This window comes from Methyloversatilis discipulorum, from assembly GCF_000527135.1.
In the GTDB taxonomy this organism is placed as follows: domain Bacteria; phylum Pseudomonadota; class Gammaproteobacteria; order Burkholderiales; family Rhodocyclaceae; genus Methyloversatilis; species Methyloversatilis discipulorum.
This window is the reverse complement of the sequence record NZ_AZUP01000001.1, coordinates 1577595-1593885: the sequence shown is the minus strand read 5'-3', so window position 1 is coordinate 1593885 and position 16291 is coordinate 1577595. Positions and strand designations below refer to the sequence as shown.

At 67.9% G+C, this 16291-nt stretch carries 19 protein-coding genes and 1 tRNA gene; 7 read left to right on the top strand and 13 right to left on the bottom strand.

Annotated features, from left to right (window positions below; genetic code table 11):
- Positions 1–34 precede the first annotated feature (34 nt).
- Entirely contained in the window at positions 35–664 is a 630-nt protein-coding gene (locus METFAM1_RS0107295; protein ID WP_024300547.1) for a hypothetical protein, read from the top strand.
- 7 nt (positions 665–671) lie between these two features.
- Here METFAM1_RS0107295 and METFAM1_RS0107290 read toward each other — a convergent pair whose 3' ends face one another.
- Positions 672–1973 carry a tetratricopeptide repeat protein gene (locus METFAM1_RS0107290; protein WP_019918951.1) on the bottom strand — a complete coding sequence of 434 codons (1302 nt, stop codon included), beginning with the start codon at positions 1971–1973 and terminating at the stop codon, positions 672–674.
- 94 nt (positions 1974–2067) lie between these two features.
- On the bottom strand, positions 2068–2319 hold the full coding sequence (locus tag METFAM1_RS0107285; RefSeq protein WP_019918950.1) for a hypothetical protein: 252 nt from the start codon (positions 2317–2319) through the stop codon (positions 2068–2070).
- Between the two features lie 125 nt (positions 2320–2444).
- Here METFAM1_RS0107285 and METFAM1_RS0107280 point away from each other — a divergent pair, with 125 nt between their 5' ends.
- Complete coding sequence (locus tag METFAM1_RS0107280; RefSeq protein ID WP_019918949.1) at positions 2445–3104, top strand: alpha/beta hydrolase; 660 nt, start codon at positions 2445–2447, stop codon at positions 3102–3104.
- Positions 3105–3149: 45 nt separating this feature from the next.
- Here METFAM1_RS0107280 and METFAM1_RS0107275 read toward each other — a convergent pair whose 3' ends face one another.
- A complete protein-coding gene (locus METFAM1_RS0107275; protein WP_019918948.1) occupies positions 3150–3734 on the bottom strand; it encodes an IMPACT family protein in 585 nt (194 codons plus the stop codon).
- Positions 3735–4200: 466 nt separating this feature from the next.
- Here METFAM1_RS0107275 and METFAM1_RS0107270 point away from each other — a divergent pair, with 466 nt between their 5' ends.
- Positions 4201–5595, top strand: a complete 1395-nt coding sequence (locus tag METFAM1_RS0107270) for a hypothetical protein (protein ID WP_019918947.1) — start codon at positions 4201–4203, stop codon at positions 5593–5595.
- A 43-nt stretch (positions 5596–5638) separates the two neighbouring features.
- On the top strand, positions 5639–6016 hold the full coding sequence (locus METFAM1_RS0107265) for a DUF423 domain-containing protein (protein WP_019918946.1): 378 nt from the start codon (positions 5639–5641) through the stop codon (positions 6014–6016).
- A gap of 67 nt (positions 6017–6083) precedes the next feature.
- Here METFAM1_RS0107265 and METFAM1_RS0107260 read toward each other — a convergent pair whose 3' ends face one another.
- A complete protein-coding gene (locus METFAM1_RS0107260; protein WP_019918945.1) occupies positions 6084–6350 on the bottom strand; it encodes a hypothetical protein in 267 nt (88 codons plus the stop codon).
- A 142-nt stretch (positions 6351–6492) separates the two neighbouring features.
- Between METFAM1_RS0107260 and serS the strand changes: the two genes are divergently transcribed.
- Positions 6493–7773, top strand: coding sequence for a serine--tRNA ligase (gene serS / locus METFAM1_RS0107255; protein ID WP_019918944.1), 1281 nt, complete (start codon positions 6493–6495; stop codon positions 7771–7773).
- Between the two features lie 89 nt (positions 7774–7862).
- Positions 7863–7952: transfer RNA gene (locus tag METFAM1_RS0107250), tRNA-Ser, on the top strand.
- Between the two features lie 100 nt (positions 7953–8052).
- Here METFAM1_RS0107250 and METFAM1_RS0107245 read toward each other — a convergent pair.
- The 6 genes from METFAM1_RS0107245 to METFAM1_RS0107220 all read right to left on the bottom strand — a co-directional run bounded on the left by METFAM1_RS0107245 (position 8053) and on the right by METFAM1_RS0107220 (position 13494).
- Positions 8053–8532: a hemerythrin domain-containing protein gene (locus tag METFAM1_RS0107245; protein WP_019918943.1), complete on the bottom strand. Its 480-nt coding sequence runs from the start codon at positions 8530–8532 to the stop codon at positions 8053–8055.
- A gap of 132 nt (positions 8533–8664) precedes the next feature.
- Positions 8665–10803, bottom strand: coding sequence for a PAS domain S-box protein (locus METFAM1_RS0107240; protein ID WP_019918942.1), 2139 nt, complete (start codon positions 10801–10803; stop codon positions 8665–8667).
- A 104-nt stretch (positions 10804–10907) separates the two neighbouring features.
- Complete coding sequence (locus tag METFAM1_RS0107235) at positions 10908–11816, bottom strand: NAD(P)-dependent methylenetetrahydromethanopterin dehydrogenase (protein WP_024300546.1); 909 nt, start codon at positions 11814–11816, stop codon at positions 10908–10910.
- Positions 11817–11940: 124 nt separating this feature from the next.
- On the bottom strand, positions 11941–12372 hold the full coding sequence (locus METFAM1_RS0107230; protein ID WP_019918940.1) for a hypothetical protein: 432 nt from the start codon (positions 12370–12372) through the stop codon (positions 11941–11943).
- 4 nt (positions 12373–12376) lie between these two features.
- Positions 12377–12712 (bottom strand): hypothetical protein, encoded by a 336-nt coding sequence (locus tag METFAM1_RS0107225; protein WP_019918939.1) that lies wholly within the window; start codon positions 12710–12712, stop codon positions 12377–12379.
- Between the two features lie 2 nt (positions 12713–12714).
- Positions 12715–13494 carry a peptidylprolyl isomerase gene (locus tag METFAM1_RS0107220; RefSeq protein ID WP_019918938.1) on the bottom strand — a complete coding sequence of 260 codons (780 nt, stop codon included), beginning with the start codon at positions 13492–13494 and terminating at the stop codon, positions 12715–12717.
- Positions 13495–13709: 215 nt separating this feature from the next.
- On the opposite strand from METFAM1_RS0107220, the gene METFAM1_RS0107215 reads away from it, so the two are divergent.
- A complete protein-coding gene (locus tag METFAM1_RS0107215) occupies positions 13710–13943 on the top strand; it encodes a hypothetical protein (protein WP_019918937.1) in 234 nt (77 codons plus the stop codon).
- Between the two features lie 35 nt (positions 13944–13978).
- Here METFAM1_RS0107215 and METFAM1_RS0107210 read toward each other — a convergent pair whose 3' ends face one another.
- The 3 genes from METFAM1_RS0107210 to METFAM1_RS0107200 are packed head-to-tail and all read right to left on the bottom strand — an operon-like array spanning position 13979 to position 16289.
- Positions 13979–14962, bottom strand: a complete 984-nt coding sequence (locus tag METFAM1_RS0107210; RefSeq protein ID WP_019918936.1) for a S1 family peptidase — start codon at positions 14960–14962, stop codon at positions 13979–13981.
- Entirely contained in the window at positions 14959–15759 is an 801-nt protein-coding gene (locus METFAM1_RS0107205; protein ID WP_019918935.1) for a quinoprotein dehydrogenase-associated SoxYZ-like carrier, read from the bottom strand. Before METFAM1_RS0107205 ends, METFAM1_RS0107210 begins: the two co-directional genes overlap by 4 nt.
- Positions 15759–16289 (bottom strand): SRPBCC family protein, encoded by a 531-nt coding sequence (locus tag METFAM1_RS0107200; protein WP_019918934.1) that lies wholly within the window; start codon positions 16287–16289, stop codon positions 15759–15761. Before METFAM1_RS0107200 ends, METFAM1_RS0107205 begins: the two co-directional genes overlap by 1 nt.
- Between the last annotated feature and the right edge of the window lie 2 nt (positions 16290–16291).

Below are 16291 nucleotides of genomic sequence, written 5' to 3'. Positions count from 1 at the left end.
GCTGAAGATCATCTCCTGCCGGATTTCATTTTCCGTGACGATCATAGAACTTCTGATGGCCCTGACCGCGCTTGCGCTGGCGGCGCTGGTTCGTCCCTGGCGCATGCTGGCCGGGCCTCTGGGCGCGCCATGGGCGGCATCCCTGGTCGTGCTCACCTTGCTGTGGGTACTGCCGCAGATGCTGCCTAACGGCATTTCCATCCAGCTTTCCGGCGCCTGTCTGCTGGTACTGATGTTCGGCTGGCCGCTGGCGGTGATCGAGCTGGTGCTGGTCGCGCTGGCGGTGTGGATGTTCGGCCACCGGGGGTACGAGGCGGTGCTGTCGCAACTGGTCTGGATAGGCCTGATGCCCGCGACCTTTGCGCTGGCCCTCGGCGAACTGCTGCGGCGCGCGTTGCCGGCCAACCCCTTCATCTACGTGCTGGGGCGCGCCTTCATCGGCAGCGCCCTGAGCATCTTCACGGCCGGCGTGTTCTACGAACTGCTGCACCGGCTGCTTGGCGGGGTGGCGGTCGAACACGCGCTGGTGGCGCGCTGGCTCATGGCCTGGGGCGACGCCTTCCTGACCGGCATGCTGGCAGCCGTGTTCGTCGCCTTCGTGCCGGAATGGCTGGCCACCTGGTCCGACCGCCGCTACCTCGGTATGCCGCCGCCTTCGCCCTGAACCGGACTCAGGCGCTGCGCCCGCGCGGTGCGTCCGGCTCTGGTTTCGCGAATGCGCGCTCGGCGCGCAGGGCTTCGGCCAGCGCCCGCTGACCGTCGCGTTGCGCCGCCTCGATCAGCGTCAGATCGATGATGTCGCGCTGCGCGTGACTGCCGCCAAAGCGGTGCGACACGTGGCGGATCGGCCGCAGCAGGCGCACGGTGCTGGCGTAGTCGCCCTCGCCGAAGGCCGCGATGGCGCGCGTGGCGGCGCGGCCGACCTCGGCGATGAAGCCGGCGTTGTCGCCTTCGCCGGCCAGCGCCATTTCCTGCGCGTCGATCAGACTGCGCATCTGCGCGGTGCGGCCGGTGGCGGCAAACGCCATCATCGCGTGCATGTCGCTGAAGGCGTAGAGGCTGCGCGCGGCCATCGGTGCCCAGCGATCGGCCACCGCCTGCCAGCGCTCGCCGACATCGATGCCGCGCAGGTGCAGCCGCCACAGCAATGCCGACATGTCGATGAAGTCGAATACGAGGCCCGGTGCGCGGCCGAACACGGCGTCGTCGAACAGCGCGAGCACTTCGTCGATTTCGTCTACGCCGAGATGGAACAGCGCCAGATGCCAGTGGTTGTGCACGGCGAGGAAGCTGTCCTGCGCCCAGGCCTGCGGTGTGGCGCGCATCCAGGCGATGCCGTCACGGCGACGACCCTGCATTTCCATCACGTGGGCGACCGCGTGCTGCGCCCAGCCGTCACGCGGCTCGATTTCGACCGCCTGCCGGCCGTAGCGCTCTGCGCGCAAGTAGTCGCCGGTCTCTTCCAGTCCGAAAGCCAGCATGCCGGCCACCGCGTGCCAGGCGGGCATGTCCATGCTCCAGGCCGGCAGCGCACGGGCAATGCGGTCGCGCAGCATGCGCGAATCGCCGAGCAGGAAGTCGCACTGCTGGCCGGCCTGCAGCGCCAGCACGTCGAGCGGATGATCGATCGCGATGTCTTCGAGCACGCGCGCTGCGGCGCGCCAGCGGCCAGCAGTCATCAGCGCGACCGCACGCAGGTGCCGGCTTTCGCGTTCGTTTGCCGGCAGCTTCGCCGCCGTGGCGTGGGCGGCGGCTGCAACCGGAATGCCGGCCGGCTCGGTGCCGAGCAGGTGCAGGTAGGCACGCAGCACGTGGCCCATCACCATGTCCGGCGCCTCGGTCAGCGCGCGGTCGATGGTGGCGACCGGGTCGCCGATGAAACAGCGCAGTTCGTGCTCGGCTTGTTCCAGCAGTTCGATGCTGCGGGCTGTGGCACCGGTGAGCGCGAGGCCGGCGGGGTTGTTCAGGGACATCGTTTCACTCCTGTGGTGGTTGAACACAGGCGTATCTACGTACCCCGCTGCGGACTGGAGACAGGCGGGGCGTGACCGGCGTCACGCCGGGCCTTCATTGTTGATAGGCCAGTTCGAGGTCGGTGTCGAGTTCGATCACGCAGTCGAGCACGCGGCTGGTGAGCGCTTCGTCGTCGTCGGTCCACATCGAATCGGGTTCGTCGTCGCGGGTGGACAGCGGTGCGATGTCGAAGTCGACGAACTGGTCGCCGATCTTCAGCACCGTCATGCCGGAAGCGTGGTCGGCCAGGGTCCAGTCGTCCGGCACCTGCAGCTCGGCGGTCACGCGTACGGTCAGTGTCTTCATGTGAATCTCCGGTTGATGAGGCGGCACTTTAGCGCGCATGGGCGACAGTGGGGCGATTCCTTGCGCTGGCACGCCTCGGCTCGGTGTCGGCTAGCATGCGCGATTGTCCGAAACCGCACTCCGTCATGTCCGTCAATCTGATCGAACTCGAAAGCGGCGACTCACCGGTCGCCACCGTCATCGTGCTGCACGGCCTGGGCGCCGACGGCAACGACTTCGTGCCGGTGTGCCGCCGGCTGGATCTCGACGCGGTCGGGCCGGTGCGCTTCGTGTTGCCCGACGCACCGGAACGGCCGGTCACGCGCAACGGCGGCTACATCATGCGCGCCTGGTTCGATCTCTATGCGCCGGGCGCCGGGCAGGAAGCCGAAGCCGACGTACGCGCGTCGCAGGCCCTGGTCGATGCGCTGATCGCACGCGAGGTCGAGCGCGGCGTGCCGGCGTCGCGCATTGTGCTGATGGGGTTTTCGCAGGGCTGCGCGATGGCGCTGTTCGCCGGACTGCGGCACGCCGAGCGGCTGGCCGGCATCGTCGGGCTTTCCGGCTATCTGCCGCTGGCGGCCGCGACCGCCGATGAGCGCAGCGAAGCGAACGCCGACGTGCCGGTCTTCCTGGCGCACGGCACGCAGGACGGCGTGGTCACGATAGACCGCGCGCTGTCCACGCGCGAGGTGCTCGACGCGCTGGCAGTGCCGTACGAGTGGCACGCCTACGACATCGACCACGAAGTGAGCATCGAGGAAATCCGCGACATCAACCGCTGGCTGCTGCGCGTGCTGGCCTGACAGCCTCGTCAATGCGCGACGGGCCGCCGCCGCGAGGCCGCGGGCTCAGTCCACCCAGCCTATGCGCCCCTGTCCGGCGTCGTTGAGCCGGGCGATGAACGTGGCTGCGTCGGGCTCCGGCAGGCTGATGGTCATCGCGACCACCGAGTCGTGGGTGACGTCGACCAGCGTGGCGCGAGCGGCGTCGATTTCGCGCCGCACCGTGCCTTCGAGCGCATAGGGCAGGGTGCAGCGGAGCACGCGCAGCTTGGTCAATGGCACCTTGACCGCACCGGTCAGCGCCGACGCGACCGCGTCGGTGTAGGCACGCACCAGACCGCCGGCGCCGAGGTTGATGCCGCCGTAGTAGCGCACGACGGTCGCCAGCACACCCTCCAGATCCTGATGGCGCAGCACTTCCAGCATCGGCCGGCCGGCCGTTCCGCTGGGCTCGCCGTCATCAACCGCCGCCGACTGACCGCCGGCCAGCAGCGCCCAGCACACGTGGGTCGCCCCCGGGTGCTGACGCCACAGTTCGAGCACGCGCGCCTGCGCCGACGCGCGGTCGCGCATCGGTTCGACACAGCCGATGAAGCGGCTTTTCTTGATCGTGAGGTCGCTGTGGACAGCGCTGGCGAGGGTGTTCGGCATGGGGCGGCAAGCTTACCGCAAGCACCTGCGAGCAGCCCGGTGTGGCGGCCAGGTGTCGAGTGGCAGCGCTGTCGGCCGCGCGTTGCGTCAGTGCCGTCGTTCGCCCAGCTTCGCGCGCTTCGGGTCGCCTCGGTTCATGCCGTGGCTCCATGGAAAGGTCAAGTCCGCAGCACATATATGCATATCGGCTTCTGTATGTCGGGACTAGGCACCGGGCGCTCCGTCGATCATCGAGCGGTGCGCGCCTGGATGACATTCCTCGTTGCGTGCATGTTCATGACGTCAGCCTGAGCCACGTGGCGGCAAGGGCCCCTCGCACAAGGGAAGCGCGCCCGATCCGATGCAGCGTCGATCGAAGGCTGCGGCCAAGGCCACTCTCGCTATCGCGGCTGTACGGCGCGAATACCCTTGAGTATGCTCCGCGCGTGGCCAACGCGCCGATGGCGCTGATCGGGAGGAGGGCGGAATGCGCGGCATGCTCGTATTGATGGCGATCTGCAGTGCGCTGAGTGGCGCGGTGCAGGCTCAGACCGACTGGCTGTCCGGCATGCCGACGGTCAAGCAGGTGGAGTCGGCGGTGCAGGGGCGCAGCGAGCGCGACACTGCGGCGCAGACCAGCGCCGTGCTGCAGATCATGGACGGCGTGGTGCAGAGCCTGTCGCCCAAGCCTTTCGACGCGAACCGCCTGCCACAGGACGTGAAAGCTCGCCTCGATGAGTACCGCGCCGCGCGGGAACGCATCGATGCGCGCGAGATGGCGAAGTCTTCCGGCAGCAGCTGCGAGGGCGATCACTGCGAGAAATACCTCTATCCGCGCTGCCAGCAGAAATACGTGTTCTCGCCCGAGTTCTACCGCGTGGTCATGGATCGCCACTTCGCACCCGAGTGGCAGCGCGGCTGGGTGCCGAAGGTGCATGGCACGCTGTGGCAGCGGGCGCTGAAACTGCCTGCGGGTACCTCGTTGCCGGCAGGCTTCGCTGACGGCCCGCCGTGTTCGGGGCGTGTGGCCGGCGCCGACTACAGCGAGCCGGGCGTACTGGATTACGCCACCGCCGGCGCCGACATCGGCCTCGACCTCGCTGCCAGTCTGCTGGTGGGCGACGTGCGCACCTACCGCAAGCCACGCGAGCTGTTCGACGACGTGATGCCCGGGCTGCTGCTGGCCGCCGGCGCTGCGGTGGTGCTGATCGTGCTGGCGCTTCGGCAGACCCTGCGCGACGTGTCGCTCGACCGCGGCAACGCACGCAAGCTCGTGTCGTCGGTGCCCTACGAGCTGGATCTGTTCGCCGGCGACATCCAGGGTTACAGCCGCGGCATCGAAACCATCACCACGGTCAGTGGTGGCCAGAACAACACGCCGGTCACCAGTTCGTCGCGCAGCGTGCTGCATGAGCGTTTCTTTCTGGTCGGCCCGGTCGGCGGCGAAGTGGAGGTGAAACTGACCGACGCCGATTCGGGCGCGCGCGACGGCCACCGGATGACCGCCGCGTGGATACAGAAGCCGGGTAAGACCGGCGGACCGTGGCTCTTCATGCGCAACCATACGATGCGCACGACGATGTGGTTTCGCGAAAACGCGAAAAAGCCTTACGGACTGCGCAGCTGGCCGGTGTGGGCGCTGGCCGCGCTGTTCGTCGGCACTTGCATCTGGATCGGCATGCGGGCCGACGCACTGCGCGTGGTCAAGGACGGCTGGGACGTGACCGGCCATCTGCTCGTATGGTTCGGTTTGCCGGCGCTGCTGGTGGTCGCCTCGCTCTTCATGTGGATCTACGCGGTGCGCAGCCGCCGGCTTGCGCGCTTCCGCCGCGAGGTGGACGAACGACTGATCCCCGAACTCGATCGCGCTGCCGGCGTCTGAGCTGCCGCAGTCGCCCGCCCATTTTGCTTACTGGATCTTTCCGATGTCTGCCGATGCCCGCCGCTTTCTTTTCTTCGCCGCCCTGACCGGCGCACTTGCCGTGATGCTCGGCGCCTTCGGTGCGCACGCGCTGAAGGCGCGGCTGGACGAAAACATGCTGGCGGTGTGGCAGACCGCGGTGCAGTACCACTTCTGGCACGCGCTGGCGCTCGGGCTGGTCGGCCTGCTGGCCATACATCTGCGTGATTCAGGGGCGCTGCGCGTTGCCGGCTGGTTGATGCTGCTGGGCATCGTCGTGTTCAGCGGCAGTCTTTACGCGATGGCGTTAAGCGGGGTGCGCGCCCTCGGCATGGTGACGCCTCTGGGCGGCCTCGCCTTCATCGCCGGCTGGGTGGCGCTGGCAATCGCCGTCAGGCGCTGAGACGGCGGGGGCGCCACCTCCCGTCCGGCCGAGAGACGACCGCTTCCGGAAGGGCAGCGCGGTGCGCTCAGTGCAGTTCGGGCCGGTGCACCGCGCAGAAGCGCTCGACCGCTGCCTTGGTGCGCGCCCGCTGCTCCATGTCGAGGCGCTGCGAGGCCTGCTTCTCGGCGTCCTGCAGGATGCGCAGCATCAGGTCGGCGCCGCCGTGGCTCTGCAGCATGGCGCCGGCCAGCGTGGCGGCCAGCATGGTCGGCAGGCCGGTGTAGTCGGCGAGCACGTCGACTTCCAGTTCGCTCAGATTGCTGTGATCGAGACAGTCGCGCAGTGACAACATGACATTCGCGTGAAAGGTGTGGGGCCCGGCCACTATACCGCCCCGGACGACGGTCGCTGTTAGAATTTTGCGTTGCAATGTGACGACGGCCGCCGGATGCGGGGCCGCCCACATCCGTTCCATCAGCCACAGGTTTCCTTCCATGCTAGACGCCCAACTGCTGCGCAGCCAGCTCGCTTACGTTCAGGAACGACTCGCCCTGCGTGGCTACACGCTCGACGTCGCCCGCTTCCAGTCGCTGGAGGAAGAGCGCAAACGCATCCAGACCGACACCCAGGACCTGCAGGCAAAGCGCAACGCCGCATCGAAGCAGATCGGCCAGCTCAAGGCCAAGGGCGAGGACACGTCGGCCGTGATGGCCGAGGTGGCCGGGCTGGGCGACGCGCTGAAGGCAGGCGAAGAACGCCTCGCCGCGCTGCTGGCCGACATCCAGGGCTTCGTCGCCTCGCTGCCCAATCTGCCGCACGAGTCGGTGCCGGTCGGCAAGTCCGAGGCGGACAACGTCGAGGTGCTGCGTTGGGGCACGCCGCGCAGCTTCGATTTCGAGGTGAAGGACCACGTGGACGTCGGCACCGCGCTCGGCGGCCTCGACTTTGAAACCGCGACCAAGATCAGCGGCGCGCGTTTCACGCTGCTGCGCGCCGGCATCGCCCGCATGCACCGCGCGCTCGCTCAGTTCATGCTCGATACGCACACCACCGAGCACGGTTACACCGAGCTGTACGCGCCCTATATGGTCAACGCCGACAGCATGTTCGGAACCGGTCAGCTGCCGAAGTTCGAGGAAGACCTGTTCGCCGTGCCGCGCGGCGACGGCGGCAAGTTCTACCTGATCCCGACCGCCGAAGTGCCGGTCACCAATATCGTGCGCGATACGGTGCAGCCGGCTGCCGCGCTGCCACTGAAATTCGTCTGCCACACGCCGTGCTTCCGCTCGGAAGCCGGCTCCTACGGCCGCGACACGCGCGGCATGATCCGCCAGCACCAGTTCGACAAGGTGGAACTGGTGCAGATCGTGACGCCGGACCGCTCGTGGGACGCGCTGGAAGAACTGACCGGTCACGCCGAAACCATCCTGCGCCGGCTCGAACTGCCTTACCGCAAGGTGGCGCTGTGCACTGGCGACATGGGTTTCGGCGCCGCCAAGACCTACGACCTCGAAGTGTGGCTGCCGGCGCAGAACACCTACCGCGAAATCTCGTCCTGCTCCAACTTCGAAACCTTCCAGGCCCGCCGCATGCAGGCGCGCTTCAAGAACGAACAGGGCAAGAACGAAATCCTGCACACGCTGAACGGCTCCGGCCTCGCGGTCGGTCGCACGCTGGTGGCCATCCTGGAGAACTACCAGCAGGCCGACGGTTCGGTCGTCGTGCCGGAGGCGCTGCGCCCGTGGATGGGCGGCGTCGAGCGCCTCGGCGCCTGACACGCAAAAATCGCGCCGACGCTTTCCGCCGGCGCGAGCGCTGTGCTACACTGCGCGCCGCTTCGCGACCACGAAGTTCGCAGTAACCCGGAGAGGTGGCAGAGTGGTCGAATGTACCTGACTCGAAATCAGGCGTAGGCGCAAGTCTACCGTGGGTTCGAATCCCACCCTCTCCGCCAGACACCACACAAAAAAGCGCCTCTCAGGGCGCTTTTTTGTTGCCCTCGACAAACGTCACCGGCCGTCTGTGTTGCCGGCGCAGTCCCCGGGGCGTGTCACTCAGTGCACGACGGCCGAAAGCAGTTCTTCCTTGCGCTGCTTCATCTGTTCGGCCAGCTCCGAGAGGTCGAGGTCGGTGTCCTTCACCTTCGGGAACATTTCGTTCTGCTCTTCCTTCACGTGATGCTTCACGTACTCGGAGAGCACTTTCACCTTTGCGTCGAACATTTCGCCGTCCGGCTCGACATCCTTGATCTGCGCGATCAGGTCTTTCAATGACGCGTGCTCCACCGTCGCCTCGGGTACCAGCTCCTTGTCCTTCAGTGCAGCTTTTACAGCCGGATAGAAGATTTCCTCTTCGATCTGCGCGTGCACTTCGAGCTCCGTACAGATTTCCTGCACGAGTTTCTTCTTCTGCGTGCTCGTGCGCGCGGCTTCGTACTGCTCGAACAGTTCGCTGACGTGCTTGTGGTCGGCGCGAAGAAGGGTCAGCGCCTCCTGCGATTTGCGCGGGGATGAGTTTGACGAATCAGCCTTCATGTCGGGAATCTCCGGTCAGTGAATGGGATGTGCGCGAGGCGCCCGGGCGGCGCCTGCCGGCATTTGCTAGCAAAGCGGGTGCCTTGAAGGCAGCCGGCGGTTCACATCCGCTTGACCGGAGTGCGGGTCTGCCTAGTTCGCGTCGTTGCACGGCCCGGGCGCGTATTCGACCCGGTTGCGGCCGCCGCTCTTGGCGCGGTAGAGCGCTTCGTCGGCCCTGCGCAGCAGGGCCGAGAAATCGAGGCAGTCGGGCATCAGTTCGCCGATGCCTATGCTCAAGGTGTAGTGCGCCGGCTGACCGTCGAGTTCGGGCGGGTTGTCGGCGACGCGCTCCATCAGGCGCTCGGCGAAGGCGCGCGCGCCGTCCAGTGAGGTATGCGGCAGCAGTACGGCGAATTCCTCGCCGCCGAGGCGACCTGCGCTGTCCGAGTCGCGCAGCAGGCTGGACAGGACGATGGCGAAACTGCACAGCACGGCGTCGCCGCCGGCGTGCCCGAAATGGTCGTTGATGCGCTTGAAGTGGTCGAGGTCGGTCATGAGCACGGTGAGCGGGGTTTCGTAGCGGCGGGCGCGCACGAATTCCTCCTCGGCGACTTCGAAGAAATGGCGGCGGTTGGCGAGGCCGGTCAGTGCGTCGGTGTTGGCCAGGATGCGTACCGCCTCTTCGGCCAGTTTGATGCGTGTGATGTTCTCGTGGCTGAGCAGCACGCGTTCGCGCGCCGGGTCCATCGGCGTCACCTTGAGACTGAACCACTGCCGCTCGTGCGGCGCGTGGCAGGCGTACTCCATCTGGAACAGCGCCGACCGGCCGAGCATGACCGACAGGATGCCCTCGCAGGCGGCTTCTGCATGCGGTGCCTCGTCGCGGTCGCAGCGGGCGAGGGCGTCGAGGTAGTTCACGCCGGTGAAGGTCATGTTGCCGGTGTAGCCGCCGCGCTCGGCAAAGGCGCGCCAGCTGGCATTCGTCTCGACGATGACGCCGCGCTTGTCGAGCACGGCGACGTGCGCGGTGATGGCGTTCAGCGCTGCCGTCTTGAGCTGACGGTCGGCATCGCGCTCGGCTTCGAGCCGGCTGCGGTCGGTGATGTCGACGAACATGACGACGATCTGGCGCAGCCGATGCCGGGTGTCGAATTCGGGGTAGGCGTGGACCAGCGCCCACAGCGTCTCCGCGTCGTCGTGACGGACGCCGACCACGACGTCGTTCATCTCCTTGCCCGAGGCGAGCACACGGCGGACCAGATCGCGTTCCGGTGCCAGTGCCTCGCCGCTCTGGTCGACGAAGCGGCAGCCCAGCTGGGCGATCGTGCGGCCGGCGAGCAGTGCCGAGTCCATGCGCAGGATGCGGCAGGCTTCCGGATTGCCATAAAGGATGCGGGCGTCCGGCGCACAGACCAGCACGGCGGCGTGCAGGTTGTGCATCAGCAGGCGATGGCGCAGTTCGCTGTCGGCCAGCGCGGTCTGCGCCAGACGGCGGTCGTGGACGTCCTCGATCACCGCGATGAAGTGCGACGGCGCGCCCATGTCGTCGACCTGCAGCGAAACGGTCAGGCGCGCCCAGGTGGCCGCGCCATTCTTGTGCAGCAGGCGCTTCTCGATCGAGTAGGTGGTCTGTTCGCCGTTGCGCACGCAGCGCAGCGGGTGGACGTCCAGCGAAATGTCTTCCGGGTGGGTGATGGCCTCCATCGTCAGCGCGCGCAGTTCGCTGGCGCGAAAGCCGAGGGTGTCGCACAGCTTGGGATTGACCCGCAGGAAGCGGCCTTCGAGGTCCATCAGCGCGATGCCGACGGCGGCCTGGTCGAAAGTGCCGCGGAAACGCTGCTCGCTCTCGCGCAATGCGTGTTCGGCGAGCTTGCGGCCCGACATGTCGCGCACGATGCCGAGCACGCAGCGCTGGCCGTCGAATACGACGCGGCTTGCGTTCAGTTCGATCGGCAGTTCGCGCCGGCCGCCCTTGAGGCGGAAGCGCAGTTCGTAGCGCCCGGGCGGTTCCTCGCCTTCGCCGATCCGTTGCCGGAAGCGCTGCACCCACAATTCGAGGAAATCCGGCGCCACCACTGCGTCGAATCCCAGCCCGACAAAGTCGTCGTGCTCGTAACCCAGCATGCGTGGCAGCGCGGCGTTGGCGAAGATGAAGCGGTAGTCGCGGGCGATGAACACGCCGTCGGACATGCGGTCGAGCAGGGTGCGGAATACCGCACCGTCGGCACCGGTACCCTGACCGATGACGGTTTCCGTGCCCGTAATGTTCAGCCCCGGATTGCTGTCCACGCCGTCCGCACCTCCATCCGCAGCATGCGGCGCCTCCGGGCGCCGACCTGCCGGCCGCCTATGGTGCGCTTGCCACGCGCGCCATGACAAGCGGTCGGTTTCGCTCAGGCGGGCTTGCTCTGCGCCAGCTCCTGCAGCGCATACGCATATGCCTCGGGGAAGTCGATCAGGGCCGGCGACGAGCCGGTCTGTATCGAGCGGTAGAGACCGAACTGCGTCTTGTACTTCAGGCTGCCGATCGCCAGCGGGCCGATGCTGAGGAAGCGGGCCGGACCCACTTCGACCGGAATCGCACGGTCGTTCACACCGATACCTTCGATGCCGGAGGGCGGCACCGCGTTGGTGTCGGCACAGGCGATCAGCTTGCCGCCGGCTTCCAGCACTTCGGCGTCGAGGATGCGGATGCCGGCCTTCGCGGCGCTGACGGCGATTTCGCTGTCGGCGACCACATTGACCTTGTCGCGGTGGGTTTCGGCGGACACCCATTCGACCTTGGCGTTATAGCGCTCGCAGAAGCGCAGCGCCGCCTTGGAATCGTCGTCCGCGGTGAGCTGGCACAGCCGCGCCTTCGCGCCCTGGCGTGCGGCCAGGATGGCGGTGCACAGACCGACAGGACCGGTGCCGAAAACGGATACGGTGCGCCCGGCGAGACCCGAGCCGGTGCTCGCATTGACCGCCTTCTCGACCAGCGCGACGACGGCGGCCGAGGTGGTGTAGGCACCGTTCGGGTCGGCGAACACGCCGACTTGGAAGTCGCCGACCATGGCGCCTTTGGCCGACTGGAACATGTCGGTTGCCATATGGACGTCACGGCCGCCGATGAAGATGCCGGTGTCGTTGAAACGATTGGGCGGGCGACAGAAGATGGCGTCCTGAACCAGCGCCGTCACGTTCTCCGGGCGGATGCCGGTGAGCGGTATCACCTGGTCGAAGCCCGCATCGGCGGCAATGGTCACGTCGAAGGGGCTGATATTGCTGCCCGGCACCAGGAAATAGAGTATCCGTTGCGTCATCTTGTTGTCTCCTCGGTCCACCATGGCGTGTGGCTGTCGCCGCACCGCGCGGGATGCTGCGGCGCACGGCGTACAGACCAGTCATATCGACGGCGGGGGACGACAACTTGAGTCGGCGGGGAATTCAGTCCTTCGGCGATGCGCAGGCGGGTTGCGGTGCGTCGCTGACGCCGAAGTCGCTGATCGCCCAAGCGAGCCGCGTGCCGTGGGTGCGGTTGAAAGCGTCCATCCAGGTCTCGACGGCGTCGCTCAGCGAACGGGCGCCCGGGCTGTCCGGGCGCAGGAAGTCGGCGTGCGGCACGTCGCGGGTCAGCTGCATCACCTGTTCGGCAATGCCCTGCATGAAGGCGTCGACCGGGAGACCCGCCGGGGCGGCGTCACCGTTCACCACCTCGACGCCCGGGTGGGCGAGCAGGCTGAGCGTGTGGCCGTCCCGGGTACAGGCGCTGATCAGCCGGTCGGTGCCGGCGCGCACGTAAGCGCGCTCGGGCGGCTCGTCCGCCTGTGCGCCGGTCGTCGCCGCGACCAGCAGAATGAGTGCAAGTGACTGTTTCATCGATTCATTGTGCTTCGCTGGTCGGCAGGAAACGGGCGTCGAACAGCGTCCAGCGCTGGGTGCCGGAGCGGGTTTCGGAACAGCCGAGCTGTCTGACGCTGCCGTCCGGCGGTAGGTCGTGGCGGCTACGGTCGGCGGTCAGCACGTCGAGGTACCAGCGTTCGACCCAGACGCGCAATGTGCGGCTGCGGTCGCGATTGCGCAGACCGGTCATCGTGCCGCCCAGCTGAACGCACTGCGCTTCCGGCTCGGCCACCCATTCGAGCGCGGCGTGCGCCGCGTGATCGACGTCGCCGGCTGCGGCCGTGGCCGAGCACAGCGCCAGCAGTGGCCAGACCACCCTCACTTCACCACCGCGCGCGCCTGCAGCTCCTTCACGTAGCTGCGCCATTTCTGCTCGATCAGCGACTCGACGATGCGCGGCTTCACGTCCTCGAAACGCGGCGGCTGCGCCGGACGCACGTCCTCCAGCCGGATCAGGTGCCAGCCGGCGCCGCTGCGCACCGGGGCGTCGCCTACCTTGCCGCGCGTCATCTGCGGCAGCGCGGCGGCGAATTCGGGCGAAAACTGGCCCTCCGGCGTCCATTCGAGCAGGCCGCCGGCCGGCGCGCTGTCGCTGTCCTTCGAGTGGGCCTTCGCCAGATCCTCGAAGCGCGCACCCTTGCCGAGCTGTTCATGCAGCGACTTCGCCTGCGCCTCATCGCCGACCAGAATGTGCCGCACGCGGTATTCGCGCTCGCCGGCGCGACTCGACAGCGTGTCGTAGACCTTGCGCACTTCGGCGTCGGACGGCTGCGTGTTCAGGAAGAAGTCCTCGCGCAAGGCATTGAGCAGTGCCTGCTGGCGCATGAACTCGATGCGCGTCTTCAGCGCCTCGCTGCGGCCGAGCTTGCGTTCGGCCTCCTGCGCCAGCACCTCGCGACCGATCAGTTCCTCGCGCGCCTGGCGCGACAGATCGGGCGAGGCCGGGCGGCCCTGACGGATCTGTTCCTTGATGATGAAGTCGAGCTGGGCGCGCGGCACCGCCCGGCCATTGACGGTGACGACGGTGTCGGTGGCGGCGACGGCTGGCAGGGCGAGCAGTGCGACGAGGGTGGTGACAAGCAGGCGGCTGCGATGCATGGCTTCGACGGGCAGACGTGGCGGAAAAGGGAAGCACTATCCGCGACTCCCGACGTCGTTGCAGGCGGTGCTTGCCCCGGATTCCGGTGAGGATGTCCCGATTGTCCGTGCCCGTGTTTTTACCGCGGGGGCTTGTTGCGGCGCACGAAAGGATTACGCTGTCGGTTCTCGTAAACACCCGTTGCTCACGAGGCGGCGGCACAGGGAGAGCCCACATGTCCAAGCACCAGAAAACCTTCCAGCTCACGATCCGCCACATCGACCTGATCGAGGACGCACTGCGCGACAAGATCGGCTGTCTGGCCCAGGTCGCGATCGCCAGCGGCGATGTCGCGGCCAGCGCCGGCAACGATGCACTGATCCACGAACTGAACGAGCTGCTCGGCAGCTTGCACAACCAGAAGATCTTCTACAGCCAGGTCAACCGGACCGGCGTACCGGCGGGCTGAGCCCGCCCGGGCGTTCAGCCCGCCGCCCGGTGGGCTCAGTCGCCGCGCGGCAGCGGACGCAGCCGTGCCAGCGCCGTCGTGCTGGCGGCGACGGCCTCGTCCAGCCCTTCACTGCGTGCCCAGGCAGCGATGCGGGTCAGTTCGACCTCGCTGTCGCGCGCACCTTCCAGCGCCCGCTGCAGGCACTGCGTCATGCGCGCCGGCCGCGCCTGCGCGCGCGCGGCGCGGGCGCACATCAGCGCCGCTGCCGGTGCGTGCGGCTCGGCGGCCATCCATTCGTCGGCCATCTGTGCCACCGTCGGCCAGTCCTTGCGCGACAGCGGTTCGAGCAGGCGCATGAACCAGGGCTGGTGTGCTGGCAACTGCGCCCACAGCGCAGACCCGGTCAGCGGCTTCGGTGCCTCCTCCGTGCGCTCGCGCAGGCGGTCGGTCCAGTCGGCGGGCATCGCGAAGTACTCGGTGCGGCCGGCGCTGGTCAGGAAAGTGGTGATGCCGATCAGCCGGCCTTCCTCGTCGAACAGACCACCGCCGCTGGCACCCTGCAGGAAGCCGGCCGAGGTCTGGATGACGTGACTGCCGCCCGCCGCGTGCAGATCGACGATGAGGCCGCGCGCGAAATGCGCTTCCATGCCGCCCGAGTAGCCATGGGCGAGCACGCGTTCGCCCAGCGTCAGGCTGCGCGTGGGGCGCAGCTCCACCGCCGGGTAGGGCAGCGGCTCGGCGGTGCGCAGCAGGCAGAGGTCGCGCGACACGTCGGCGCGCTGGCCGACCACCGCGTGCCGCGCCAGCCCGCGCGACAGCACGATGATGCGGGCGTGGCGGGTGACGTGGCAGTTGGTCAGTGCACTGTCCGGCCCGATCACGACGGCCGAGCCGACCGACAGATTGTCGTCGTCGCCCAGCGCCGACACCTTCAGCACGGCGCGCGACATCTTCATCATGGCTTCGGCCGACGGTGCGGCGCTGGTCGCGGTCGAGGCGCCGATACAGGCGGCGGCGATCAGCAGCCGGCGCGTCACGGCGTTGTGGCGTCCGGTGGAAAGCGTGCGTCGAAGCGGCGTTCGCGACTGTCGCCGACCTGTACGTCGAGACGGCGCGCGTCGGCGGCGATGCCGAAACGCAGATAGGGATTGCGGCTGATCGAGATGTCGAGTTCGGCGTCGAGCAGCGGGCGACCGTCCTGCAGCACACGCAGTTCGCGTACGTAGTCGGCGGCGACGTAGCCGCGCGTGTCCAGATCGACTTCGAGTCCGGAGTGGTTCGGGTGGCGGATGCGCAGTTCGAGTTCGCTGCGCGCGCCGGCGACGTCGAAGCGGCGCATCGACATGCGGCCGATCGCCGACTCACTGTCGTCGGCTGGACCGATGGGTGCCGAACAGCCACCGGCCGCGCGCACGAAGTGCTCGGCCATGTAGAGCCGGCCGTCGTCGGTTTCGCCGATGGCGCGCACCGTGGTGTAGCGCTCGACGCGCAGCCGCGTCTCGATGCTGCCGACCACCGCGTCGTGCAGCGTGAAGCGCGCCGCGAGCGGTGACGGGTTTTCGTCGACCAGCAGCCACAGCGTGCGCAGCGCGCCGCCCGCCGGGCCCACGCGCAGTGAGACCGGCACGATCGATGCGTCCTCCGCGCGATCGGGCGCCTCCAGCGCCAGCACCGCTGGGTCACTGCCGAAGCTGCGCTCGCCGAACAGCGCGCTGCGCATCTTCGGCCAGGCCGCGTCGGCTGACGCCGGCGGCAGCGCACCGACGAACAGTGATACGGCGAGCAGCCAGCGCAGCGGTGAGGCCGCCGTCCGCAGTGTCGGCAGCGCGTCCATCAGGGTTTGGCGGACGCTTCGATCTGCGTGCGCACGGCGTCCAGGCCCGGACGCATCAGCGCGCGCAGCGCCTTCACCGCGCTCTCGTCGTCCATGCCGGCGGCCGGGTCGTTGCCGGTGTCGGCGCGGTAGCCGCGCGCCTGCCACATGAGCTTGCTGCCGCTGCCTTCGGCCTTGACGGTGAGCCGGCCGGAGTAGGAGCTGACCGGCAGTACCGCCGGGTCGGCGTTGCCCGAGCGGTAGTTCATGCTCATCGCCGCGGCGTCGTAGTCGTCGAGCTGTTCGGTCACGGTGCCGGTCGGCAGCGTCAGCGTGCGGGTCGAACCGGCTTCGTTGCCGCGGTCGGCCGACGAAGCCTTGATCGCCGGATTCCACTTCGCGATGCCGGCGAAGTCGCCGACCACGGCCCACACGGTGGCCGGGGGGGCTGCGATGACGACCGACTCGTCTATCTTCTGCGGCGTCGGTCCGTGCGCCATGGCGAGCGGTGCGAACAGTGCGAAGGTGAGGACGGACAGCGGGGCTTTCATGG

Excerpts from the sequence above, each read along its gene's own strand:
- METFAM1_RS0107220 (WP_019918938.1), bottom strand. The coding sequence starts at position 13,494 with ATGCATCGCAGCCGCCTGCTTGTCACCACCCTCGTCGCACTGCTCGCC.
- METFAM1_RS0107285 (WP_019918950.1), bottom strand. The coding sequence starts at position 2,319 with ATGAAGACACTGACCGTACGCGTGACCGCCGAGCTGCAGGTGCCGGAC.
- METFAM1_RS0107290 (WP_019918951.1), bottom strand. The coding sequence starts at position 1,973 with ATGTCCCTGAACAACCCCGCCGGCCTCGCGCTCACCGGTGCCACAGCC.
- METFAM1_RS0107205 (WP_019918935.1), bottom strand. The coding sequence starts at position 15,759 with ATGGACGCGCTGCCGACACTGCGGACGGCGGCCTCACCGCTGCGCTGG.
- METFAM1_RS0107265 (WP_019918946.1), top strand. The coding sequence starts at position 5,639 with ATGTCTGCCGATGCCCGCCGCTTTCTTTTCTTCGCCGCCCTGACCGGC.
- METFAM1_RS0107245 (WP_019918943.1), bottom strand. The coding sequence starts at position 8,532 with ATGAAGGCTGATTCGTCAAACTCATCCCCGCGCAAATCGCAGGAGGCG.
- serS (WP_019918944.1), top strand. The coding sequence starts at position 6,493 with ATGCTAGACGCCCAACTGCTGCGCAGCCAGCTCGCTTACGTTCAGGAA.
- METFAM1_RS0107215 (WP_019918937.1), top strand. The coding sequence starts at position 13,710 with ATGTCCAAGCACCAGAAAACCTTCCAGCTCACGATCCGCCACATCGAC.
- METFAM1_RS0107275 (WP_019918948.1), bottom strand. The coding sequence starts at position 3,734 with ATGCCGAACACCCTCGCCAGCGCTGTCCACAGCGACCTCACGATCAAG.
- METFAM1_RS0107260 (WP_019918945.1), bottom strand. The coding sequence starts at position 6,350 with ATGTTGTCACTGCGCGACTGTCTCGATCACAGCAATCTGAGCGAACTG.
- METFAM1_RS0107270 (WP_019918947.1), top strand. The coding sequence starts at position 4,201 with ATGCGCGGCATGCTCGTATTGATGGCGATCTGCAGTGCGCTGAGTGGC.
- METFAM1_RS0107200 (WP_019918934.1), bottom strand. The coding sequence starts at position 16,289 with ATGAAAGCCCCGCTGTCCGTCCTCACCTTCGCACTGTTCGCACCGCTC.
- METFAM1_RS0107235 (WP_024300546.1), bottom strand. The coding sequence starts at position 11,816 with ATGACGCAACGGATACTCTATTTCCTGGTGCCGGGCAGCAATATCAGC.
- METFAM1_RS0107230 (WP_019918940.1), bottom strand. The coding sequence starts at position 12,372 with ATGAAACAGTCACTTGCACTCATTCTGCTGGTCGCGGCGACGACCGGC.
- METFAM1_RS0107280 (WP_019918949.1), top strand. The coding sequence starts at position 2,445 with ATGTCCGTCAATCTGATCGAACTCGAAAGCGGCGACTCACCGGTCGCC.